This is a genomic window from Stenotrophomonas sp. 80084_Sma, from assembly GCF_056481995.1.
In genome coordinates, this window is the sequence record NZ_CM151177.1 from 606,152 (window position 1) to 630,438 (window position 24,287).

17 protein-coding genes are annotated in these 24,287 nt (G+C 68.5%); 16 read left to right on the forward strand and 1 reads right to left on the reverse strand.

Going from position 1 to position 24,287, the window contains the following annotated elements:
• Positions 1–322: 322 nt before the first annotated feature.
• The 16 genes from ACZK3W_RS02735 (at position 323) to pncB (ending at position 23,903) form a co-directional block, all read left to right on the forward strand.
• Positions 323–7,501 carry an ESPR-type extended signal peptide-containing protein gene (locus ACZK3W_RS02735; RefSeq protein WP_478450414.1) on the forward strand — a complete coding sequence of 2,393 codons (7,179 nt, stop codon included), beginning with the start codon at positions 323–325 and terminating at the stop codon, positions 7,499–7,501.
• Between the two features lie 157 nt (positions 7,502–7,658).
• Positions 7,659–9,512 (forward strand): S8 family peptidase, encoded by a 1,854-nt coding sequence (locus ACZK3W_RS02740; protein ID WP_121504852.1) that lies wholly within the window; start codon positions 7,659–7,661, stop codon positions 9,510–9,512.
• A gap of 136 nt (positions 9,513–9,648) precedes the next feature.
• Entirely contained in the window at positions 9,649–11,373 is a 1,725-nt protein-coding gene (gene gspE, locus ACZK3W_RS02745; protein WP_049424954.1) for a type II secretion system ATPase GspE, read from the forward strand.
• 24 nt (positions 11,374–11,397) lie between these two features.
• Positions 11,398–12,618, forward strand: coding sequence for a type II secretion system protein XpsF (gene xpsF, locus ACZK3W_RS02750; protein WP_478450415.1), 1,221 nt, complete (start codon positions 11,398–11,400; stop codon positions 12,616–12,618).
• A 49-nt stretch (positions 12,619–12,667) separates the two neighbouring features.
• Positions 12,668–13,111 carry a type II secretion system major pseudopilin GspG gene (gene gspG / locus ACZK3W_RS02755; protein ID WP_004142831.1) on the forward strand — a complete coding sequence of 148 codons (444 nt, stop codon included), beginning with the start codon at positions 12,668–12,670 and terminating at the stop codon, positions 13,109–13,111.
• A gap of 6 nt (positions 13,112–13,117) precedes the next feature.
• Complete coding sequence (gene xpsH / locus ACZK3W_RS02760) at positions 13,118–13,612, forward strand: type II secretion system protein XpsH (RefSeq protein ID WP_032130132.1); 495 nt, start codon at positions 13,118–13,120, stop codon at positions 13,610–13,612.
• Positions 13,609–14,028: a type II secretion system protein XpsI gene (gene xpsI, locus ACZK3W_RS02765; RefSeq protein ID WP_032130131.1), complete on the forward strand. Its 420-nt coding sequence runs from the start codon at positions 13,609–13,611 to the stop codon at positions 14,026–14,028. Before xpsH ends, xpsI begins: the two co-directional genes overlap by 4 nt.
• The gene (locus tag ACZK3W_RS02770) at positions 14,025–14,657 is read left to right on the forward strand and encodes a type II secretion system protein J (protein ID WP_478450416.1); all 633 of its coding nucleotides are present in this window, start codon (positions 14,025–14,027) and stop codon (positions 14,655–14,657) included. Before xpsI ends, ACZK3W_RS02770 begins: the two co-directional genes overlap by 4 nt.
• Entirely contained in the window at positions 14,654–15,517 is an 864-nt protein-coding gene (locus tag ACZK3W_RS02775; RefSeq protein WP_285303253.1) for a type II secretion system minor pseudopilin, read from the forward strand. Before ACZK3W_RS02770 ends, ACZK3W_RS02775 begins: the two co-directional genes overlap by 4 nt.
• Positions 15,514–16,659 carry a PilN domain-containing protein gene (locus tag ACZK3W_RS02780; protein WP_478450417.1) on the forward strand — a complete coding sequence of 382 codons (1,146 nt, stop codon included), beginning with the start codon at positions 15,514–15,516 and terminating at the stop codon, positions 16,657–16,659. Before ACZK3W_RS02775 ends, ACZK3W_RS02780 begins: the two co-directional genes overlap by 4 nt.
• Positions 16,634–17,353, forward strand: a complete 720-nt coding sequence (gene gspM, locus ACZK3W_RS02785) for a type II secretion system protein GspM (protein WP_032130127.1) — start codon at positions 16,634–16,636, stop codon at positions 17,351–17,353. The genes ACZK3W_RS02780 and gspM overlap by 26 nt, the downstream gene beginning before the upstream one ends.
• Positions 17,343–18,137, forward strand: coding sequence for a hypothetical protein (locus ACZK3W_RS02790; protein ID WP_032130126.1), 795 nt, complete (start codon positions 17,343–17,345; stop codon positions 18,135–18,137). The genes gspM and ACZK3W_RS02790 overlap by 11 nt, the downstream gene beginning before the upstream one ends.
• A gap of 9 nt (positions 18,138–18,146) precedes the next feature.
• Positions 18,147–20,348: a type II secretion system secretin GspD gene (gene gspD, locus ACZK3W_RS02795; protein WP_032130125.1), complete on the forward strand. Its 2,202-nt coding sequence runs from the start codon at positions 18,147–18,149 to the stop codon at positions 20,346–20,348.
• Between the two features lie 577 nt (positions 20,349–20,925).
• Complete coding sequence (locus ACZK3W_RS02800; RefSeq protein ID WP_329810702.1) at positions 20,926–21,780, forward strand: glycosyltransferase family 2 protein; 855 nt, start codon at positions 20,926–20,928, stop codon at positions 21,778–21,780.
• Positions 21,777–22,616, forward strand: coding sequence for a glycosyltransferase family 2 protein (locus tag ACZK3W_RS02805; protein ID WP_478450418.1), 840 nt, complete (start codon positions 21,777–21,779; stop codon positions 22,614–22,616). The genes ACZK3W_RS02800 and ACZK3W_RS02805 overlap by 4 nt, the downstream gene beginning before the upstream one ends.
• 108 nt (positions 22,617–22,724) lie before the next feature.
• Complete coding sequence (gene pncB, locus ACZK3W_RS02810; protein WP_010482009.1) at positions 22,725–23,903, forward strand: nicotinate phosphoribosyltransferase; 1,179 nt, start codon at positions 22,725–22,727, stop codon at positions 23,901–23,903.
• Between the two features lie 10 nt (positions 23,904–23,913).
• On the opposite strand, the gene ACZK3W_RS02815 is transcribed toward pncB, so the two are convergent.
• The gene (locus ACZK3W_RS02815; protein ID WP_478450419.1) at positions 23,914–24,279 is read right to left on the reverse strand and encodes a hypothetical protein; all 366 of its coding nucleotides are present in this window, start codon (positions 24,277–24,279) and stop codon (positions 23,914–23,916) included.
• Positions 24,280–24,287 lie beyond the last annotated feature (8 nt).

The window sequence follows — 24,287 nt, forward strand, 5'->3', positions numbered from 1 at the left end:
TCATGCGTCGAGGAATCGTCACGCATGCATAACAAAATCCTTTCATAAACACGTGAAATAGTGATGTGCTTCACGGCAATAGGATTTGCTGTGTCAAAGTCTTGACGATCTGCAAAGTTGCCGTTAACACTTGAACCCCGTTTCAGAATCATTCATTTCGCAGTAACCGCTTGGCGCACGCGCTCGGTTTTCTGTCGCTGCGCGCCGTTCGGCAATACCCCGCAGTAAATCACGCGAATAAACGCCCCCAGGGGACGTTGGGCCGGAAAGCCCAGCGGTGGCGTTGCTTTGCCCAAAACCAGTCCAATCAGGAGCCGTACCGATGAATCGGATTTATCGCAAGGTCTGGAACAAAGCATTGGGTCAGTTGGTGGTGGCCTCGGAACTGGCCTCCTCCGACAGCGGCGGCGGGGTCGTCGACCAGCGCCGCGATGCAACGCAGGCTGCGCCCGCAAGGTTGGCGATGGCACTGGGCCTGGTATTGGGATTGGGCATGAGCGGTATCGCCGCAGCACAGTCGGTGCAGATCGGCGGCAGCGCCACCTGCGTGGCATTCAGCGGCAAGCTGCTCGAAAAGTGCCTGATCGAAGGCTCGGCCACGGCCAAGGGCAGCAACGCGGTGGCGATCGGCAGCAACAGCAGCGCCAGTGCGGCCAACAGCGTAGCGCTGGGCGCCGGCTCCAAGGCCACGCGTGCCAACACGGTGTCCGTGGGTGATACCGGCAAGGAACGGCAGATCACCAATGTTGCCGCAGGCAGCCAGGCCACCGATGCGGTGAACAAGGCGCAGCTGGACGCGCAGGCGCGCGCCACGCAGGCCGCGCTGGCCGATGTCGCCGCAGACGGCAATCGTTATTTCAAGGCCGATGGCGCAGGCGATGACAGCGACGCGGCGAAGATCGACGGGCAGGGCGCAGTCGCGGCCGGTGCCGGCGCACAGTCGCTGGCCAATGCCACCACTGCCATCGGTACCCAGGCCATTGCCGCGGGCCTGGGCGCAAGCGCGTTCGGCCAGGGCGCCTTGGCAATCGGCGATGCCAGCGTGGTGGTCGGGCAGAGCGCTGCGGCCTTCGGTCTCGGCGACACCGCGGTTGGCGCAAGCGCGACCGCCGCCAGCGAGAACGGCGCGGCCACCGCGCTGGGTGCGCTGTCCGAAGCGACTGCCGATGGCGCCACCGCTGTTGGCGGCGGTGCCGTGGCGATGGGCCCGGGCAGCACCGCGCTGGGCCGCGGCGCTACCGCAGCCAACGAAGCATCGATCGCGGTGGGTGCGTTCAGCACCGCCGTCGGTGAATACAGCACCGCGCTGGGTTCGAATTCCGCGGCGGTGGCCACCGGCAGCGTGGCGCTCGGCGCGGGCTCGCTGGCCGACCGCGTCGATACCGTGTCCGTTGGTGCCGCCGAATACGGCCTGACCCGGCAGATCACCAGCGTGGCCGCAGGCACCGAAGACAACGATGCAGTCAATGTCGGTCAGCTGAAGGACGTTGCCGCCGTGGCCGATGCCACCGCCAAGCGCTTCCAGGCTAACGGCAGCAGCAACAGCGATGCCGGTGCACTGGCCGAGGGCGACGAGGCGCTGGCGGCCGGCGAGGCCGCCAATGCCATCGGCAACGGCACCACTGCAGTCGGTGCCGGCGCCACCGCCATCGCGCAGAACGCCACTGCCGTTGGCAACAACGCGCTGGCCTCGGGCCAGAACAGTGCCGCGTTCGGCAACAACGCGCAGGCCAATGGTCCAGGCAGCGTTGCCGTGGGTGGCGCTGCGGTGGATGCCGATGGCAACCCGCTGATCACCAGCGGCGGCGTGCCGGTGGAAACCGGTGCAACCAGCGCAGGCGTCGGCGGCACTGCGGTCGGCGCCAGTGCCGAAGCCAGTGGTTTTGCGGCGTCGTCCTACGGCGTCGGCGCCTATGCCGCCGGCGCACAGGCGTCCGCGTTCGGTGCGGTGGCCAATGCCATCGGTGACTACTCCACCGCGCTGGGTACGCAGAGCAACGCGACGGGCACCAGCAGCGTCGCCATCGGTGGTCCGGCTGACCTGATCCCCGGCCTGGGCTTCTTCGTGCAGACCCAGGCCAGTGGCGAAGCCGCCACCGCCGTCGGTGCCGGTGCCATCGCCAGTGGCGACCGTGCCGTGGCCAACGGCAGCCTCAGCGAAGCCTCCGGCGCCGAAGCGACCGCGGTCGGCTACTTCGCCTATGCGCCGGGCGAGAACGCCAGTGCCCTCGGCGCGCAGACCTGGGCGAGCGGTGCGCAGAGCACGGCCGTGGGCTACTACGCCACTGCGCGCGGCGCCAACAGTGTCGCGCTCGGGGCCAACTCCGAAGCGGTGCGCGCCAACAGCGTGGCCGTCGGCAGCGCCGGTAACGAGCGGCAGATCACCAGCGTCGCTGCGGGCAGCGAAGCCACCGATGCGGTGAACAAAGCCCAGCTCGACGCCGTGGCCGGCACTGCCGACACCACCGCGCGTTTCTTCCAGGCACAGCCGGAGGCGGGCAGTGATGCTGGCGCACTGGCTGATGGCGAAGGCTCCATCGCTGTGGGTTCGTCGAGCAATGCGATCGGCGCAGGTGCCATCGCGCAGGGTGCTGCCGCGTCGGCCATCGGCGATGACAGCGTGGCCGTGGGCCGTAACAGTGCGGCCACCGGTAATGGCGGTGTCGCCATCGGTGGCCTCGGCCAGGCCTACGACGAGTTCAACCAGCCGATCATCGGTGCCGATGGCACGGCGCAGCAGGTGGGCACCACCGCTGTTGCCGATGCCACCGCAGTCGGTAGCGGCGCGCAGGCCACCGGGGCTGCCAGCAGCGCTTTCGGCAACGCGGCCAAGGCCAGTGGTGACAACAGCTTCGCCGCAGGCGGCAAGTCGCGCGCCACCGGCAGCTATGCGGTTGCGGTCGGCGACAGCGCATTCGCCAGCAGCGATGACAGCACCGCCGTCGGTGGTTACAGCTGGGCGACCGCCAGCGGCGCTGCGGCATTCGGTTCGGGTGCATGGGCCACCGCCACCAACGCGTCAGCTTTCGGCAACGCGGCCTGGGCCAGCGGCAGCGGCGCGACCTCCATCGGTTACAACAGCTGGGCCAACGGCGCCAGTTCCACCGCCGTTGGCCGCGGTGCCTTCGGCTATGGCGACAACAGCGTGGCGCTGGGCTTCCAGGCGCTGGGCAACAGCATCAACAGCATCGCCATCGGCACCAACACGGTAGCCGGTGGTGAAAGCGCGATCGCGCTGGGTGCGGGCAGCAATGCCAGCGCCAGCAATACGGTCGCGCTGGGTGCCGGTTCGGTCGCCAACCGAGCGCGCACGGTGTCGGTGGGCAGCGCCGGCAACGAACGCCAGGTCACCAACGTCGCCGCCGGCACCCAGGCCACCGATGCGGTGAACAAGGCGCAGCTGGATGCGGTGGCGACCACGGCCACCACCACCAGCCGCTTCTTCCAGGCCAGCGGCAACGGCGACGACGTAGCCGGTGCATTGGTGGAAGGTGACAACGCACTGGCGGCCGGTGATGCCGCCAACGCCATCGGCAATGGCGCCACCGCACTGGGTAGCGGCGCCAACGCGCTGGCCAGCAACGCACAGGCGCTGGGCTTCAATGCGTTGGCGACCGCAGCCAACGCCAGCGCTGTTGGTGCCAACGCACAGGCCACGGGCGAGTACGCCACCGCGCATGGCGCGGAAAGCGAAGCCAGCGGCGAGCAGAGCGCGGCGTTCGGTGCGGCCAGCATCGCCAGTGGCGCCGGTAGCACTGCCAATGGCGTGCTGTCCGAAGCGTCCGGCGAAGAGGCCGTGGCCGTGGGCTACTTCAGCAATGCCAGCGGCGACGCGGCCACCGCTGTCGGCAGCGAGAGCGTAGCCAGCGGCACGGCGTCAGCGGCCTTCGGTATCGGTGCCGAAGCCACTGGCGGTTACAGCACCGCCATCGGTGGCTACGCACAGGCCTCGGCGTTCAACGCCACCGCGTTCGGCAACTTCGCCAACGCCTCCGGCTCCAACAGCGTGGCAGTGGGTGGCGACTCGGAAGCGTCCGGCGCCTACAGCACCGCCACCGGCCAGGGCAGCCTGGCCACCGGCACCAACAGTGTCGCCGTCGGCGGCTCGCTGTTTGGCGTGCTGGCCACCGAAGCGTCGGGTAACTATTCCACTGCGGTGGGTGGTGGCGCCTGGTCGGGGGGCATCAACAGCACGGCACTGGGCAACGCCGCCGAATCGCGCGGCGCCAACAGCGTGGCGCTGGGTGCCGATTCGATCGCGGATCGCGACAACACCGTGTCGGTGGGCGGCGGTGGCAACACCCGCCAGATCACCAACGTGGCCGATGGCACGCAGGGCAATGATGCGGTCAACAGGAATCAGCTCGATGCCGTAGCCGCGGCAGCGGAAAAGACCAGCCGGCAGTTCCAGGCCAGCGGCAATGCCGATGGTGAAACCGGGGCGCTGGTGGAGGGCGATAACGCGCTGGCCGCAGGTGACGCCGCCAATGCCATCGGCAACGGCGCCACCGCGCTGGGTAGTGGTGCCAATGCGCTCGCGGCCAACGCCACGGCGGTAGGCATCGATGCGCTGGCCACCGGCAGCAACGCGGCGGCCCTGGGCAGCACGGCACAGGCCACCGGCGAAGACAGCCTGGCGCTCGGTACCGGCGCCAGCGCCAGTGAACTGGGCGCCACAGCCACCGGTGCGCGTGCGCAGGCCAGTGGTGCGTACAGCACCGCCAGCGGCGCCGAAGCCAATGCCAGCGGCACCCAGGCATTGGCCAGCGGCTTCCGCAGCGCCGCGTCCGCCGATGGCACTACCGCTGTCGGCGGTTATGCCGAAGCCAGCGGTCGGCTCGGCACGGCACTGGGCTACGGTTCGGCGGCCAGTGGCGCCAACACCACGGCGGTCGGCTTCGGTGCCGCCGCCGCCGGTAGCGGTGCAGTAGCGGTCGGTCAGTCCAGCGAAGCCAGTGGCGAAGAAAGCGTGGCGATCGGTGGCAGCACCTTCTTCGGCCTGATCCCGTCGCGTGCCAGTGGGACCGGTGCGGCGGCGTTCGGCGCCGGTGCATGGGCCACCGAAGACTACGCCACGGCGATCGGCTGGAATTCGTGGGCGGCGGGCAGCAGCGCCACCGCGCTGGGTGCCAATGCCACCGTCAACGGCAGCAACAGCGTCGCGCTCGGCGCCGGGTCCAAGGCCGACCGTGACAACACGGTGGCCGTCGGCAAGGGGGGCGGTGAGCGCCAGGTCACCCATGTCGCAGCCGGTACCGAAGCCACCGATGCGGTGAACAAGGGCCAGTTGGATGCAGTCGCCAGCGTCGCCGACAAGACCAGCCGGCAGTTCCAGGCCAGCGGCAATGCCGATGGCGAGGCCGGTGCCCTGGTGGACGGTGACAACGCACTGGCCGCCGGCAACGCGGCCAACGCCATCGGCAACGGCGCCACCGCGCTGGGCAGTGGTGCCAATGCCATGGCCGGCAATGCCACCGCCGTAGGCTTCGATGCACTGGCCACCGGCAACAATGCGGCGGCGCTCGGCAACGCGGCGCAGGCCGGGGGTGTCGACAGTGTGGCCGTGGGCAGTGGCGCCAGCGCCAGCGAACTCGGCGCCAGTGCTACCGGCGCCGGCGCCCAGGCCAAGGGCGCCTACAGCACTGCCAGCGGCGCGCAGGCCACGGCCAGCGGCACCCAGTCGCAGGCCAGTGGTTTCCGCGCCAATGCTTCGGCCGACGGCGCTTCGGCGCTGGGCAGCTATGCCGAAGCCAGTGGTCGCCTTGGCACTGCAGTGGGTTACGGCAGCAAGGCCACCGGCGCCAATGCCACCGCGGTGGGTGTCAGTGCCAACGCTTCGGCGGCCGGCAGCATCGCACTGGGCGCAGGCTCGGTGGCCGACCGTGCCAACACCGTGTCGGTGGGCAGCAGTACCAGTGATCGTCAGATCACTCGCGTCGCTGCCGGTACCGAGCGCACCGATGCGGTCAATCGTGGCCAGCTTGATGCGGTCGCAGCGACTGCCGATGGCACGGCACGTTACGTCAAGGCCACCGGCGCAGGTATTGCCAGCGCCAGCGGCAGTGATGCCGCCGCGATCGGTTCGGCGGCCAGTGCCAGCGGCGCGCGCAGCAATGCGCTGGGCGCCAACGCGATGGCGATCGGCAACGGTGCACTTGCACTGGGCAGCAGTGCCGGCGCGTCCGGTGCCAACTCGGTGGCGCTGGGTGCGGGCTCGCGTGCGCTCGATGCCAACGTGGTGTCGGTCGGCGGTGGCAATGGCACCGATGGTCCAGCCACGCGCCGCATCGTCAATGTGGCCGATGGCCGCATCGCCGCCGGCAGCAGCGATGCCATCACCGGCTCCCAGCTCAACGTCACCAACCAGCGGGTGGGCGCGGTGGAAACGCGCGTGGGCGATTTCGATTCGCGCATCGCCACCGTGGAAACCACCGCGGCCAGCGCGGTCAGCTACGACGACGCCAGCCGTGACCGCCTGACCCTGTCTGGTTTCCAGGGCACCACCATCGACAACGTCGGTGCCGGCAGCATTGCCGCGGGCAGTCGCCAGGCGATCAACGGCGGCCAGCTGTTCCAGTCGCTCAGCGATGCCGCCAGCTTCCTCGGCGGTGGTGCCAGCGTCGGCATGCAGGGTGTGTTCGTGGCCCCGAACTACGTGATCCAGGGCGCCACCTACAGCAACGTCGGCGATGCGCTCGGCGCGCTGGACCGCAAGGTCAGCGAGATCGACCGCAGAACCGCCGGTGGCTCGCGTGCCGGGACTGCCAACCTGCGCGCGATGAGTGCCGCGCTGGATGAAAGCCCGCTGGCCAGCGTGGCCGATGCTCCGGCAACGGCCGACGCGGCACCGGCCAGCACCGCGCGCGTGCAGGGCACGCCGACCGCCGCCGCAGCGGGTGCCGGCATTCCGGTGGGCACGCCGGCAAACGGCTTCAATGCCGTCGCCATGGGCGAGGGCGCCGTCGCCAGTGGCGCTTCGTCCACGGCCATCGGCCAGGGCGCCAATGCCACTGCGGCAAATGCCGTGGCGCTGGGCCAGGGCTCGGTTGCCGATCGTGCCAACACGGTCTCGGTGGGCAGTGAAGGCAACGAGCGCCAGGTCACCAATGTGGCGGCGGGTACCACGGCCACCGATGCGGTCAACAAGGGCCAGCTCGACCGTGGCATGGCCACGGCCAACAGCTACACCGACAGCCGCGTCCAGGCCGTCGCCGACAGCTTCGATGTGTTCAAGGGCGAGATCGACGGACGCCTGCGCCACATGGATCGCCGCATCGACCGCCAGGGTGCGATGAGCGCGGCGATGCTCAACATGGCCACCAGTGCCGCCGGTATCCGCACCCAGAACCGGGTCGGCGTCGGCATTGGTTTCCAGGGCGGCGAGTCGGCGTTGTCGCTGGGCTACCAGCGTGCGATCAGCGATCGCGCCACGGTGACCTTCGGCGGTGCTTTCAGCAGCGACGACAGCTCGGTTGGCGTCGGTGCCGGCTTCGGCTGGTAAGCCACTCCATCGCGCCGGCGGCCACCCACGCCGGCGCAGCACCTGCAGTGAGGGCCTGGGGGGAGGTCACGGCAATCCCGGCTGGGCCGGCCGGGAGTCGTCAAGGAATGATGGCCGCAGTGTTGGTTCGATCCATGACCCAGAAGAGGAATTCGACGTGATCAAGAAGCAGAACCTTCGCATCAATGTGCTTGCCGCCGCCGTGCTGTCGATGACGGCCGTCGGTGCCGTCCACGCCGCCGGCCTGCCGACCCGCGAACCGGTGCGCCAGGCCAGCACCGCCCAGCCGGGCGCCGAGCGCATCATCGTCAAGTACCGGGCCGGCGCTGCCGCCGCCACCGACCGCTCGGCGAAGCTGTCCACCGTGCAGTCGGCGCTGACCCGGGCCAGCCTCTCCGGCGGTACCTCACGTGCCAGTACCCTCGGCCCGCAGGTGGTACGCAAGCTCGCTACCGGTGCGGACCTGATCCGTGTGCAGGGCCGCCTGGCCCCGGCCGAACTGCAGCGTGTGCTGAAGGAACTGAAGGCTGACCCGTCGGTGCAGTACGCCGAAGCCGACGTGAAGCTGCGCCGCACCGAACTGCGTGCCGGCAACGTACAGCCGGCGCTGGTGCCGAACGATCCCTTCTACCAGCAGAACCAGTGGCACCTGCACAACGCCGTCGGCGGCATCAACGCACCGGCGGCATGGGATGTCTCGCAGGGTGAGGGCATCGTGGTGGCGGTGATCGATACCGGCATCCTGCCGCAGCATCCGGACCTGGTCGGCAACCTGCTGGAGGGTTACGACTTCATCAGCGATGCGGAGACCTCGCGGCGCCCGACCAACGATCGTGTGCCGGGTGCGCAGGACTACGGTGACTGGGTCGAGAACGACAACGAGTGCTATGACGGCTCGCTGGCCGAGGACAGTTCCTGGCACGGCACCCACGTCGCCGGCACCGTCGCCGAGCAGACCAACAACGGCGTCGGCATGGCCGGTGTCGCCTACAAGGCCAAGGTGCTGCCGGTGCGCGTGCTGGGCAAGTGCGGCGGCTACCTGTCCGACATCGCCGACGCGGTGGTCTGGGCATCGGGTGGCACGGTGACCGGCATCCCGGCCAACACCAACCCGGCCGAGATCATCAACATGAGCCTGGGCGGCAGCGGCGCCTGCGGCAGCACCTACCAGGACGCCATCAACGGCGCCATCTCGCGCGGTACCACGGTGGTGGTGGCGGCCGGCAATGAGACCGACAACGCGTCCAAGTACCGTCCGGCCAGCTGCGAAGGCGTGGTGACCGTGGGTGCCACGCGCATCACCGGTGGCATCACCTACTACTCCAACTATGGCACCCGCGTGGACCTGTCCGGTCCGGGTGGCGGCGGCAGTGTCGACGGCAACCCGGGTGGCTACATCTGGCAGACCGGCTCCAATGCGGCGACCACGCCGGAATCGGGCACGCCGGGCTACATGGGCATGGGCGGTACCTCGATGGCCTCGCCGCATGTGGCCGCCGTTGCTGCACTGGTGCAGAGCGCACTGATCGCCAAGGGCAAGGATCCGCTGACCCCGGCCGCGATGCGTACCCTGCTGAAGGAAACCGCACGTCCGTTCCCGGTCGCCATCCCGGCAGCCACGCCGATCGGTACCGGCATCCTCGATGCCAAGGCCGCGCTGGCCAAGGCACTGGAAGAACCGTGCACCGAGAACTGCGGGCCGGTGGCCACGCCGCTGACCAACAAGGCTGCCGTCGGTGGCCTGTCCGGTGCGGCCGGCAGCAGCAAGCTCTACAGCTTCGAAGCGGCTGCCGGCAAGCAGTTCAGCGTGATCACCTACGGTGGCACCGGCAACGTTTCGGTCTACGTGGCTGAAGGCCGTGAGCCCAGTGCCAGCGACAACGACGCCAAGTCGACCCGTCCGGGCACCTCCGAGACGGTGCGGGTGACCAAGCCGGTGGCGGCCACCTACTACATCAAGGTGGTGGGTGAAGCGGCCTACAACGGGGTGAGCATTCTCGCCACGCAGTAAGCTTGAACTGTCGTAGTTGAATGGCCGAAGCCCGTCATCCCATGTGACGGGCTTCGTCTTTTTACGAAAGGTGGCGCAGGGGCGGCGGAAATCATGGCTTAACTGTTAAAGTCGAGCCGATTGACAGGAGAGTCATGTGAACGCGCTTGCTGCTACCGCCGCTGCCGACGACGCTGAAGGCCGCATCCTGGATGCGCTGCTGGCGCGCGGCCGGCTGAAGGAAGGCGATCTGGCACGTGCGCGGCCGCTGCACGCAGAGGCCGGCGGCAGCCTGCTGGGCCTGCTGGTGCGGCTGGGGCTGGTCTCCGAGCGTGACCAGGCCCAGGCCAGCGCCGAAGTGCTGGGGCTGCCGCTGCTGGAAGGCAAACAGCTGCCGGAAGCACCGCCACAAGGGCTGGCGGAAGGCTTGCCGTTGTCGCTGCGCTTCCTCAAGCAGTTCCATGTCTGCCCGCTCGCGCTGGATGAACAGGGGGTCCGGCTGTGGCTGGCCGATGCCCATGATCCTTATCCGCAGCAGGCCGTGCAGCTGGCACTGGGTGTACCGGTGACACCGGTGCTGGGCATGCGCGCAGAAATTGATGACCTGGTCGAACGCTGGTTCGGCCAGGGCCGCAGCGCGATGGGCGCGATCGTCGAAACCGCCGATGGCGAGGGCGGTGCGGTCGATGATATCGAGCATCTGCGTGACCTCGCCTCGGAAGCGCCGGTGATCCGCCTGGTCAACCTGGTGATCCAGCGCGCGGTGGAACTGCGCGCTTCGGACATCCATGTCGAACCGTTCGAAAGCCGGTTGAAGGTGCGTTACCGCGTCGATGGCGTGCTGGTGGAAGGCGAAAGCCCGCCGGCCAACCTCACTGCTGCGGTGATCAGCCGCATCAAGATCATGGCCCGGCTCAACATCGCCGAGCGCCGCCTGCCGCAGGACGGCCGCATCATGCTGCGCGTGCAGGGCAAGGAGCTGGACCTGCGCGTGAGCACGGTGCCGACCGCGCACGGCGAAAGCGTGGTGATGCGATTGCTGGACCGCGAAACGGTGGTGTTCGATTTCCATCGTCTCGGTTTCACTGACGCCTTCCTGCCGCAGTTCCGCAAGGTGCTGGAACAGCCGCACGGCATCCTGCTGGTGACCGGCCCGACCGGTTCAGGCAAGACCACCACGCTGTACACCGCGCTGAGCCAGCTGAACACTGCCGACGTCAAGATCATCACGGTCGAAGACCCGGTGGAATACCAGATCGAAGGCATCAACCAGATCCAGGCCAAGCCGCAGATCGGCCTGGACTTTGCCAACGCCCTGCGCAGCATCGTGCGCCAGGACCCGGACATCATCATGATCGGCGAAATGCGCGACCTGGAAACCGCGCGCATCGCGATCCAGTCGGCGCTGACCGGCCACCTGGTGCTGTCCACCCTGCATACCAACAACGCAGCCGGCGGCATCACCCGCCTGCTCGACATGGGCGTGGAAGACTACCTGCTTACCTCCACCATCAACGGCATCCTGGCCCAGCGCCTGGTGCGTCGGCTGGAGCCGACCCATGCCGAGCGCTATGAAGCCTCGCCGGAGGAGATCGAACGCTTCGAGCTGCGCCGCCTGCAGCCGGAAGGACCGATCCACCTGTATCGCCCGAAGCCTTCCGCGCTGGCGCCGACCGGTTACCTCGGCCGGACCACCATCATGGAATTCCTGGTGATGAACGACGCGCTGCGGCGCGCGGTGATGCGCCGCGACGGCATGGGCGAGATCGAACGCATTGCCCGCGAAGCCGGCATGCGCACGATGTACGAAGATGGCCTGTCCAAGGCCCTCAGTGGTCAGACGACCATCGAGGAAGTCCTGCGTGTCACCGAGGAAAGCTGATGCGCGCAGGACGCCGGGGCTGACATGCCGACCTACCGTTACAAGGCACTGAATCCGCACGGCGAGATCTTCGACGGGCAGATGGAAGCGGCAAGCGAGGCCGAGCTGGTCGCGCGCCTGCAGGACCAGGGCCATCTGCCGATGGAGACCCAGCTGGCCGATGGCGGTGCGATCGGTGGCAGTACCTGGCGCAACCTGTTCCGCCAACGGCCGCTGCAGGGCGCTGCATTGCTGCAGTTCACCCAGCAGCTGGCGACACTGCTCGGTGCAGGCCAGCCGCTGGATCGCGCGCTGTCGATCCTGCTCGGGTTGCCCGAAGACGAACGCTCGCGCCGCGCGATCACCGACATCCGCGATGTGGTGCGCGGTGGCGCGCCGCTGTCGACCGCACTGGAGCGCCAGCATGGGTTGTTCTCGCGCCTGTACGTGAACATGGTGCGGGCCGGTGAAGCCGGCGGCAGCCTGCACGAAACCCTGCAGCGCCTGGCCGACTACCTCGAACGCAGCCGCGCGCTGCAGGACAAGGTGATCAACGCGCTGGTGTACCCGGCCATCCTGCTGGTGGTGGTGGGCGGCGCGCTGCTGTTCCTGCTCGGCTACGTGGTGCCGCAGTTCGCGCAGATGTACGAAAGCCTGGATGTGGCGCTGCCGTGGTTCACCAACGCGGTGCTGCAGCTGGGCCTGTTCGTGCGCGACTGGTGGGTGTTGCTGCTGGTGGTGCCAGGGATACTTGCGCTGTTCTTCGAACGCAAGGCGCGGCAACCAGCCTTCCGGCTGGCGCTGGATGGCTGGCTGCTGCAGCGTCGCGGCATTGGCCGCCTGCTCGGTGAACTGGAAACCGCGCGGCTGGCCCGCACGCTGGGCACGCTGCTGCGCAATGGCGTGCCGCTGCTGGGTGCCTTGGGCATCGCCCGCAACGTGCTGGGCAACCGCGCGCTGGCCGCCGATGTGGAAGCCGCCGCGGATGAAGTGAAGAACGGTACCGGCCTGTCGCTGGCGCTGTCGCGCGGCAAGCGTTTCCCGCGCCTGGCACTGCAGATGATCCAGGTCGGCGAGGAATCCGGTGCACTCGATACCATGCTGCTGAAAGCCGCCGATACCTTCGAACAGGACAGCGCCCGGCGCATCGACCGCCTGCTGGCGGCGATGGTGCCGGCGATCACCCTGGTGCTGGCCTCGGTGGTCGGTGCGGTGATCGTTGCCGTGCTGGTACCGCTGTACGACCTGACCAATGCCATCGGTTGACGATGGATCCCTACGCAACCCCGACACTCCGCAACTGAAAGGACCGACCATGATTGCTTCCCGTCGACCGATCCGCCTTTCCTTCACCGCCGCGCGCAACCAGTCGGGCATGAGCCTGCTGGAAATCATCATCGTCATCGTGCTGATCGGTGCGGTGCTGACCCTGGTCGCCAGCCGCGTGCTGGGCGGCGCCGATCGCGGCAAGGCCAACATCGCCAAGGCGCAGGTGCAGACCGTTGCGTCCAAGGTCGACAACTACCAGATCGATACCGGCAAGCTGCCCGGCTCGCTCAACGATCTGGTGACCGCACCGGCGGGTGTCGGTGGCTGGCTGGGGCCGTATGCCAAGCCGGCTGACCTGAACGACCCGTGGGGCCACGCGCTGGAGTACCGTGCGCCGGGCGAAGGCCAGCCGTACGAGCTGATCAGCCTCGGCAAGGATGGCAAGGCCGGCGGCAGCAGCGTCGATGCCGACATCCGCTACCAGCCGTAATCCTGCATGACGTATTTCCTGCCGCGCCGGCTGCCTCGCCCGCGCCTGCACGGCAGGCGCGCAGCGGGCCTGTCGCTGCTGGAAATGCTGCTGGTGATCGCGCTGATCGCAGCGATCGGCCTGATTACCGCCGCCGGCCTGTCGCGCGGCTTCGCCGGCATGCAGCTGCGCAGCGCCGGCAAGGACATCGCCAACCAGCTGCGGGTGGTACGCGCGCAGGCGATCGCCCGCGGCGAGCCGCAGCGCTTTGTCATCGAACCGGCAAAGCGGCGCTGGGAAGGCGCCAACCAGCGCCATGGTGACGTGCCGGCACAGCTGCAGGTGCAGTTCGAAGGCGCCGCGCAGCTGGCCACCGCGCCAGGGCAGGGCGTGATCGAGTTCCATCCCGATGGTGGCTCCAGCGGTGGCCGCATCCGGCTGCAGCGTGACGATGCCGAATGGCGCATCGACGTGGGCTGGCTGACCGGTGAGGTCCGCTCCGGCCCCTGGCGGGCACAATGAAGCGGCACGTTCGCGGCTTCACCCTGCTGGAAGTGATCATCGCCTTTGCCCTGCTCGGGCTGGCGCTGACCCTGCTGCTGGGCAGTCTGTCCGGTGGTGCCAGGCAGGTGCGCGAGGCCGAGCTGCGCACGCGCGCGATACTGCATGCGCAGTCGCTGCTGGCCGAAACCGGTGTCGCCACGCCACTGCAGGTGGGTAGCCAGCAGGGCGACTGGGAACAGGGACGCTACCACTGGGAGCTGCAGGTGCAGCCGTGGGTGGAGCCACGTGCCGGCAACGCCGTGCAGTCACAGTCGGCCGGTGCCCCCTGGCTGGCCGAACTGCAGCTGCAGGTGCGTTGGGGCGACAGCGAACGCGAGCAGCTGCGCTGGCGCAGCCTGCGCCTGCTGCCGCCGGACCTGGAGAGCGCGCGATGAAGCGCCGCGCCGCGGGTTTCACGCTGGTTGAAGTGATGCTGGCCACGGTGCTGCTGGCCGGTGGCCTGGCGCTGGCGTTCGCCAGCGTCCGCTCGGCAATGGCGGTCAGTCAGCGTGGCGAGCAGATCGCGGCCGAGAGTGAGCGCATGCGCGCGGTGCAGTCGCTGTTGCGGCGGCAGCTGGCCGGTGCGCTGCGCACGCCGCTGGAAGTACCCGATCCCACCCGCGAACCGATCTTCTTCCAGGGCGAAGAGCAGCGCATATTGTTCGCCGCCGATCTGCCGGGCTACCTCGGCCGCGGCGGACCCTACCTGCACGCGCTGCAGGTGGACGGCCGCGATGACCAGCAGCGCCTGCTGCTGGACCTGGTGCTGCTGCAGGAAGGCGAGCGCATCGCCGAGAACCCGCCGCGCCCGCCGGAAGTGCTGGTGGAACACCTGAAGTCGGTACAACTGCGCTATCGCGGCATCGATGCCAGTACCGGCCAGGTGAGCGACTGGATGCCGCGCTGGGACGATACCCGCCGCCTGCCGATGCTGGTGGAGATCAAGATCGTCCCGGCCAAGGGCGCGCCCTGGCCGACGCTGGTGGTGGCGCCGCGTAACGGTGGCAGCGGAGGCGCGCGATGAACCGGCAACACGGTGCGGCACTGGTACTGGTGCTGTGGTTGATCGCATTGATGACCGCGCTGGTCGGTGCGTTCGCGCTGAGCGCACGGGTCGAGCATCTGCAGCAGCGGGTGCTGGATGACGATGCACGCGGCCAGGAACGGGCGCGCGCCGGCCTGGAGTACGCGCTGCTGCGCCTGTCCGCCGATCCGCTGCGGGCGCCCTGGCGCGCTGATGGCCGAACCTACCGCTGGCAGTTCGATGACGCCAGCATCGAGATCAAGGTGCTGGACGAGAACGGCAAGATCAACCTGAACCTGGCCGACGTGACCTTGCTGACCGCGTTCCTCAAGGCGCTCGGCGAAGACGAAGGGGCAGCCCGGCAGCTGGCCGGTGCCATTGTCGACTGGCGTGATGAAGACAGCCTGCTGCAGCCGGGCGGCGGTGCCGAAGCCCAGGACTATGCGGCGGCGGGGTTGCCGTATGGCCCACGCAACAAGCGTTTCGAGACGCTCGGAGAACTGCAGCGGGTACTGGGCATGCGCGGCCCGCTGTACAAGGCCATGCTGCCGCACCTGACCCTGTACAGCCGCCAGGCACGCCCGGATCCCCAGTTCGCCAGCGCGCCGGTGCTGACCGCACTGGGCCTGGATGCGGATACCGTGCTGGCGCAGCGCGCACAGCAGGAGCGTGACGCAGATACCGCTGGCGGTGCGACAACGCTTGCCAGCAGCAGCGGCACCTATAGTATCGAGTCTCGTGCAACCGACGGCAGTGGACGCCGGTCGGTGTTGCAGGCAGTGGTACGCAATGGCTCGGGCGGGGTTCCCGGGCGGTCCTACACAGTGCTTCGCTGGGAGCAGGGAATGACAGCAAGATGACGGCATGGCAGGACAGTGTGCGGCAGGTGCAGGGCCGGATCGGCCCTGGCGCCGGCCGTTTCCTGCGCTGGTGGCGGCAATCGCTGCTGGCCTGGGTGCCGGCACGTTGGCAGTGGGCACTGGGCTGGGCACAGGCGCGCCTGCTGCTGCAGCGCCAGGGTGAGCAGCTGCAGGTCTGGCGAGAGGCCGGAGAACGCCGGGAAGCAGTTGCCAGCGTGCCATGGCCGCTGTCGCCGGCCGAACTGGACCGCGTGCTGGAACCGCGACTGCGCAGCCTGCCGCGGGTGTGGCTGCTGCCGGCCAGCGAGGTACTGCGTCGTCATCTGCGCCTGCCTGCGGCTGCGGCCGACCGGCTGCGCGCCGTGGTCGGTTTCGAGATCGACCGCCAGACGCCGTTCGAATCCAGCCAGGTCAGCTATGACGTGCGTGAACTCGGGGGCGCCGCCGAGGGCCAGCTGCAGGTCGAACTGATCGCCTGGCCACTGCGCCAGCTTGAGGCGTGGCGGGCCAGCGTGGGCGAATGGGCCGATGCACTGGCCGGTGTCGATGCCATCGACACCGAGGGTGAACCCCTGCAGGTGAATCTGCTGCCACCGGGGCAGCGCCAGCTGCGGGCAGACCCGACGCGGCGCTGGAATGTGCTGCTGGCTGTGGCCGCACTGGTGATGCTGGTGCTGGCGGCCCTGCAGCTGCTCGACAACCGCCGCGCCGCCGCCGACGAACTGCGTGTGCAGGTCGAGCGCAGTGCACGCAGTGCGCGTGGTGTCGCCAGCGAACGCGCGCAGCTGCAGGCGCTGATCGATGGTGCCGCATTCCTGGAAAAGCAGCGCAGCCAGCGCGCCGGAACGGTGGAAATCTGGAATGAACTGACCCGGCGCCTGCCGGAGGGCACCTACCTGGAAAAGCTGGCCATCGAGAACAACAACCTGCAGCTGATCGGCCTGAGTCGCGAGGCCTCGCAGCTGGTGCAGCTGCTGCAGGACGCACCGCAGTGGCGCAAGGTCAATCTGACCGGCGTACTGCAGGCCGATGGCGCCGCCAGTGGCCGTGACCGCTTCACCATGACCGCCGAACTGCAGCCGTTGCCGGCTGCGGCCCCGACCCGGGAGGCGGCCGATGCCGATGCCAAGCGCACGCCGTGACCGCTGGCTGGCACTGGCGCTGCTGCTGGCAGTGCTGGGCCTGGCGTACCTGCTGCTGGTGCACCCCTGGTTCACCCAGCCACTGCGCGAAATCGACGCCGACGTGGCTGCCCTGCGCGAGCGCGAGCAGCGCGTGCAGGCGCAGCTGCAGCAGCAGCCGCAGATCGAACAGCGCCTGCGCGCCACCCGCGAGGCACTGCAGCAGCGGCCGGGCTTCCTGCGCGAAGCCACCGCCGAAGCTGCGGCCGCTGCGCTGGGCGCGAAGCTGCAGGATGCGGTGGCGATGGCCAGCCCGGGCAACCGCAGCTGCACCATCAGCAACCGCACGCCACTGACCGACAACCGCCGTGACGCCGAATTCGTGCGCGTGGCCATGCAGGTGCGCCTGCGTTGCGGTGTGGCCGAACTGGCCACGGTGCTGCACAGCCTGGAAACCGGCAGCCCGCGCCTGTTCGTCGACAACCTCAACCTGATCGCGCAGCGCTTCCAGCAGTCGCCCAACGAGTCCGGGCTCGGCCTGGACGTGTCGTTCGAACTGGCAGGTTACCTGCTGCCCGGTGCTGCGGCCGATGGCGCTGCGCCGGCACCTGCAGCCGAACCGGGCGCGGCGCCGCAACCGCCTTCGGCCACACCTGCACCGGCCGCCGCACCGGCTGCGCCGGAAGAAGGGCAGGAGGTGGCCGATGAAGCTTGAGCAGATCAGCCTGCGCACCGGCTTCCTGCTGGCACTGGCCGGCTGGGCGGCAGCGGTCTGGCTGGCCACCGGCTTCGGTCTGGGCAGCCAGCTGCCAGGTGCGGACGGTGATGCCGATGCGGTGCCTTCGTTGCCGGTGCTGCCGCCGTTGGCCGCAGAACGCATGGCCAGCGCCGACAGCTACAGCGCGATCGGCGAGCGACCGCTGTTCGCCGAGGACCGCAGGCCGAAGCCCTACCTGCTCGGCGGCAGCGAGCCCGCCGCCAGCGCCGCGCTGCGCCTGACCGGCGTGCTGCTGACCGGCGACTTCGGCATGGCCACCTTCACCACCGAACAGAACCGCTCGCTGCGCCTGCGCCTCAACGGTGAAGCCGTCGACGGCTGGCAGCTGGTCGCACTGCAGCCGCGCCAGGCCACCGTGATCGGCCCCGGTGGCAACCAGGTGCTGGAACTGGCGGTATTCAACGGGCAGGGGGGTGAACCGCCGACCGTGCTGCGCGGCGCCAACGGTGCGCCACCGGCCGGTGCGATCGTTGTGCCGCCCCCGGCAGGCGCTCCGCCGGCACCGCCGCCGGCTGCGGCAACCGCATCGCCGTCGCCTGCTGGCAGTGCGCCAGCATCCTCGGCTGCGGCGGCCGCCACACCGCCTGCCAACAACAACGGCCCCAGCGAAGCGCAGATGCAGGCCATCCGCGAACGCATCCAGGCCCGTCGCCGCCAGCTGCAGCAACAACAACAGCAGCAACAACCGTCGCCGCCCCCGGGCGATGGCACCAACCGATAGAGTGAATGCATGAGCCTGCGTTTCCTTCCCTGGTCCTTTGCCCTCGCGCTGCTGGTCGGCTGCAGCACCGTGTCCGCACCGCATGTGCAGCGCAAGGGCAATCTGTCGCCCACTGCCGAGGCCGGTCAGGCGGCCGAAGTCGCCGCTGATGCTGCCCGTGACGCCCAGGGCGCTCCGCAGGCGGTGATCCGCCGTGGCACCGGCACCATGATCAACCGCGAAGCAGCACGCGCACCGGCTCCGGCACTGCATGGCGCCAGCACCGGTGAAGCAACCTTCAATTTCGAAGGCGAATCGGTGCATGCGGTGGTCAAGGCCATCCTCGGTGACATGCTGGGCCAGAACTACGTGATCGCACCGGGGGTGCAGGGCACAGTCACCCTGGCCACGCCCAAGCCGGTGTCGCCGGCGCAGGCGTTGAACCTGCTGGAGATGGTGCTGGGCTGGAACAATGCCCGCATGGTCTACAGCGGCGGCCGCTACAACATCGTCGCCGCCGATCAGGCATTGGCCGGCACTGTCGCGCCGAGCACGGCGCCGGCAGCCAGTGCGCGTGGCTTCGAGGTACGGGTGATCCCGCTGCAGTTCATCTCCGCAACTGAAATGAAGAAGGTGCTGGAGCCGTACGCGCGCCCCAACGCCATCGTCAACGTCGACAGCGGCCGCAACGTGATCACCCTGGGCGGTACCCGCGCCGAGCTGGAAAACTACATGCGCACCGTCGAGATCTTCGATGTCGACTGGCTGTCGGGCATGTCGGTGGGCGTGTTCCCGATCCAGTCCGGCAAGGCCGAGCAGGTGGCCGCCGACCTGGAGAAGGTGTTCGGCGAGGAGAGCAAGACGCCCAGCGCCGGCATGTTCCGCTTCCTGCCGCTGGAAAACGCCAACGCGGTGCTGGTGATCACCCCGCAGGTGCGTTACCTGGACCAGATCCAGCAGTGGCTGGACCGCATCGACACCGCCGGTGGCAGCGCCCGCCTGTTCTCCTATGAGCTGCGCTACATCAAGGCGCGCGATCTGGCCGAACGCCTCAGTGAAGCCTTCGCCAGCAGCGGCAACCGCGGCGGTTCCAGCCCGGCCTCGCTGGCGCCGGGTGCAATGCCGTCGCAGCTGGGCAGCGACGGTGACCGTGGCATGGACAGCAACAACAGCAGCAATTTCGGTTCGACGCCGGGCAGTGGCTCCAGTGGCACCGGCAACGGCAGCATGAACCTGCCGCAGCGCCAGTCCGGCAATGTCAGCGTCAGCCTGGAAGTGGAAGGCGATCGCGTGGGCGTGTCGGCGGTGGAGGAAACCAACACCCTGCTGGTGCGCTCGACCCCGCAGGCCTGGCGTTCGATCCGCGAAGTGATCGAGAAGCTGGACGTGATGCCGCTGCAGGTGCATATCGAAGCGCAGGTGGCCGAGGTCGCACTGGAGGGGGACCTGAAGTACGGCGTGAACTGGTTCTTCGACAACGCGGTGGCCGGGCGCGCGCTGACCGGCGCATTGGCCGGCGTGACCCTGCCGGCCGCCGCCGGCGGTTCCTGGAGCAGCTTCGCCGGTGCCGCGACCGGTGGCGAAGGCCTGGGCTGGGCGTTCACCGGCCACAATGGCGCGGCGGTGGTGAGCGCGCTGGACAAGGTCACCGATGTGCGCCTGCTGCAGACCCCCTCGGTGTTCGTGCGCAACAACGCCGAGGCCACGCTCAACGTGGGTGACAAGGTGCCGATCAATACCACCACGGTGAACACCGGTATCGGCACCAGCAGCTACAGCTCGGTGCAGTACATCGACACCGGCGTGATCCTGAAGGTGCGCCCGCGCGTCACCCGCGACGGCACGGTGTTCCTCGACATCGTGCAGGAAGTGAGCAGCGCCTCGAACGTGCCGGAGAACTGCAACCCGCAGGAGCGCAACTGCAACCCGCGGATTTCCACCAAGAAGCTGTCGACCGAAGCGGCGGTGCAGAGCGGCGACACCATCATGCTGGCCGGCCTGATCACCGACACGGGCACCGATGGCAGCAGCGGCATCCCCGGCCTGAGCCGGATTCCGGTGGTGGGCGCACTGTTCGGGCAGAAGAGCCGCACCAGCCGTCGTTCGGAGGTGATCGTGCTGCTGACGCCGAGCATCGTGCGCAACGGGCAGGAGGCACGCACCCTGACCGACGAGTACAGCCAGCGCTTCCGCGCGATGGAACCGCTGAACCAGCCGCGCGCAAAGAAGTAAGGGGTTACGGCCGGGCTGCGCCCGGCACCCCGCAGAGGCCAGAGCTGGAGCAACGGCAACAGCGGGTTTACTGAGGGGGGGCGGGGCACTGTGGGTTTGCGGGGACGCCGTAAATCCGTCCATGGAGGCTTGGTCGCCGCATCCATGCGGCTCACACCCCGCAAACCCACAGTGCCCCGCCTTCGACAGTTTCCTGCTGCTGTTGGTAGGTGTCGACCTTGGTCGACACGGTAGATCCACGCCATGCGTGGATGCTTTTCGATTCCAATTCGAAATATTCGATTCCGATGGAGATTCATCCACGCATGGCGTGGATCTACTGCAGATCGCAGAGATCTGTCGAAGGCGGGGTGGGTCCGGTTGTGGGGGCGTGAGCCGCATGGATGCGGCGACCGAGCTTACATGGACGTACTTGCAGCGTCCCCCGCAACCGGACCCACCCCGGCATCCCCCAGGAACCCGGCTTTTGCTCCGGCTGTTGCTTCGGCTCTGGCTCTGGCCTCTGCAGGTGCCGGGTGCAACCCGGCCGATACCCTCCCAGTGCTAGGCTGTGGCTACCGACAACCACGGAGGCGGGATGGGGGCGATCGTGTTGTTGCCGCTGTGCGTGGACGATGCCGCGCTCGACCGCTGCCTGGCCGCGCTGGATGCCGGCACCGCGCCGGGAACCGCGGTCTGGCTGGCCGATGACGCGCAGACCGGCCCGCGTGCGCAGGCGGTGGTGGAGCATTGGTTGGCGCATACGCCACTGCAGGCCGAATACACCCGCCGCGCGCGGCCGTTGGGCGAGGTCGCCCATCTGGATGAGATGCTGCGCGCCTGCGAGGGCATGGACGTGGCGGTGCTGGCGCCGGACAGCGTGCCCGCGCCGGGCTGGCTGCAGCAGCTGCAGGATGCCTTCGCCCGCGACGCCGCCATCGCCACCGCAACCCCGTGGTGCAATGCCGGCGAAACAGCCGCATGGCCGCGGCTGGGCGAAATCAATCCCGAACCAGAGGACCCGGCGCTGCTGGCACACACCTGTGCCACGCTGCCGGTGCTGCATCCGGAGCTGCCCTCGGCGGTCACCCACGCGGTACTGGTGCGCGGCAACGCGCGTCGCCGCGCCGGCGGCCTGGACGTGGACAGCTACGCCGGCTGGAACGCGGCACTGGTGGACCTGAGCCTGCGCATGGCTGGCCTGGGATGGCGCAACGTGCTGTGCGAGACCGCCTTCGTCAGCCGGGCAGGGGAGGCGGTCAGCCGTGATGGCGATCTCGAGGCCCTGGCCGCGCGCTGGCCGGGGTGGGTGCCACGGTTGGCTGACTTCCTCATGCACGATCCGCTGCATGGCCTGCGTGTCGATCTGCAGCAGCGCATGCGGCAGGCGATAATGCCGAAGGAACAGGGTGACCTGTTCGTCTCGTCTTCCGCGCCGGAGCCTCCTGCTTGAATGTTGCCATTGCCGCCATCGTCGTCGCCTACCAGAGCGGCAGCACCATCGACGCCTGCCTCTCGCGTCTGCGCCAGGCGCAGGACGTGGCCGAGATCCGGGTGATCGACAATGGCTCGATGGATGGCACGCTGGATATCGTGCAGCGCCATGCCAGCCACGACCCGCGCGTGCGTTTCGTCGGCAATCCGGACAATCCCGGCTTTGCCGCCGCCAACAACCAGGGCGTGGCCGATTCGCACAGCCCATGGCTGGCCTTCATCAACCCGGACCTGATGGTCGAACCGGAGACGTTGGCCGCACTGCGCAGCCGCGCGGAAGGACTGGGCGACTGCCTGCTCGGTGTCGAGCAGGTGGACGAGCAGGGCCATGCCGACGAAGCCGTGCGCCGCCGCGACCCGGATTTCCTGATGATGCTGCGCTCGCCGGGCAAGGGCTCGAAGCTGGCGGTGCCGCGTGACCCGCAGCAGGCGCTGCAGCGGGTGCCGGCGCTGTCCGGTGCGCTGCTGATGATGCCGCGTGCATTGTTCGACTGCATCGGAGGTTGGGACGCCGGCTATCGTCTGCATGCCGAAGACCTGGACCTGTGCCGGCGTGCACGCGAAGCCGGAGCAGTGGTGGCGATCGCCAATGACCTGCAGGTCACCCACGTTCGTGGCGTCTCCAGCCGCTCGCGGCCGTTCTTCGTTGAATGGCACAAGCACAAGGGCCTGTGGCGCTATTTCCAGAAGTTCGAGGCCAGGCAGCGTTCGCTGCCGGTGCGGGTAGCGGTGTGGGGCGCGATCTGGGCGCACGCGCTGATGCTGGTGCCGAAGCTGCTGCGCAAGGCGCTGTAGCGCCGCAAGAGCATCCACGCATGGCGTGGATCTACCAATGTTGTTTCCCGTGAGCTGAGTGTGGCCGCAGGCACCCCGGTTCACCCTGCCGGGCGCATAATCCGCCCCATGCCTATCATCCAGTCCCTGCTCGACACCGACCTGTACAAGTTCACCATGATGCAGGCGGTGCTCCACCAGCACCCCGGCGCCCAGGTGCAGTACCGGTTCAAGTGCCGCACGCCCGGCATCGACCTGGCCCATTACATCGACCAGATCGACGAAGAGATCGACCACCTGTGCAGCCTGCGTTTCAGCGACGCGGAGCTGGACTACATGCGTGGCCTGCGCTTCGTGAAGCCGGACTTCGCCGATTTCCTCGGCCTGTTCCACCTCGACCGCAAGTACATCCAGCTGCGCGCGTCGAAGACCGTGCCCGGCGAGATCGAACTGGACATCACCGGGCCCTGGCTGCACACCATTCTGTTCGAAGTGCCGCTGCTGGCGATCATCAACGAAGTCTGGTTCCGCAACACCACCACCGCCGACTTCGCCGAGGGCGAGCGCCGCCTGCAGGCCAAGGCCGCGCTGCTGCGTGATACCCCGGGGTTCGAGCAGTGCCGCATCGCCGACTACGGCAGCCGCCGCCGCTACTCGCGTGACTGGCATGCCCGTCTGCTGCCGCTGCTGCGCGATGCGCTCGGCCCGCAGCTGGTCGGCACCAGCAACGTGCACTTCGCCCGCCTGTACGGCATGACCCCGCACGGCACCATGGCCCATGAGTACCTGCAGGCATTCCAGGCGCTGGGCCCACGCCTGCGCGATTCGCAGGTGGCGGCACTGGAATCGTGGGCACGCGAGTATCGCGGCGACCTCGGCATCGCGCTGTCCGACGTGGTCGGCCTGGATGCGTTCCTGCGCGACTTCGACATGTACTTCTGCAAGCTGTTCGACGGCGTCCGCCATGACTCCGGCGATCCGTTCGACTGGGGCGACCGCATGCTGGCGCATTTCCAGCAGCGCCGGGTGGATGCACGCAGCAAGGTGCTGGTGTTCAGCGATGGGCTCGACATCGCCAAGGTGATGCGCCTGTACGACTACTTCCGTGGTCGCTGCCAGGTCGCCTTCGGCGTCGGCACCCACCTGACCAATGATCTGGGGCCAACGCCGCTCAACATCGTCATCAAGATGGTCCGCTGCAACGGCCAGCCGGTGGCCAAGCTCAGCGATTCGCCGGGCAAGAGCATGTGCGACGACCCGGGCTACCTGGCCTATCTGCGCCAGGTCTTCGAGCTGCCGCCGGCGTAAACACGCCGGCTTACAGGTAGTCGACCACCACCAGGTAGGCGCCCTGCAGCGGCTGCTGCTTCGAAGCCTGCACGCTGTAACGCTCGGAGAAGGCGATATCGCCGGCGCGCATCGCGCTGGCCGACACCGACAGCTTCTGGCCCTGGCGCTTGCCGTCGCGCAGCGTCGCGGCCTGGCCATCGGCCAGCGCCTTCACGGCCACCGTCGAGCCCTTGGCCGAGGGCGGGCAGGCGGCCAGGCTCAGCTCACCCTGGGACAGGTTCGTCGTGCAGCCCGGCTCGGCGATACGGCCGCTGAAACGGATGCTGCCGCTGCTGGCCTGGGCCAGCGCACTGACGGACATCAGGGCCACACACAGCAGAATGGAGTTCCTCATGACACGTT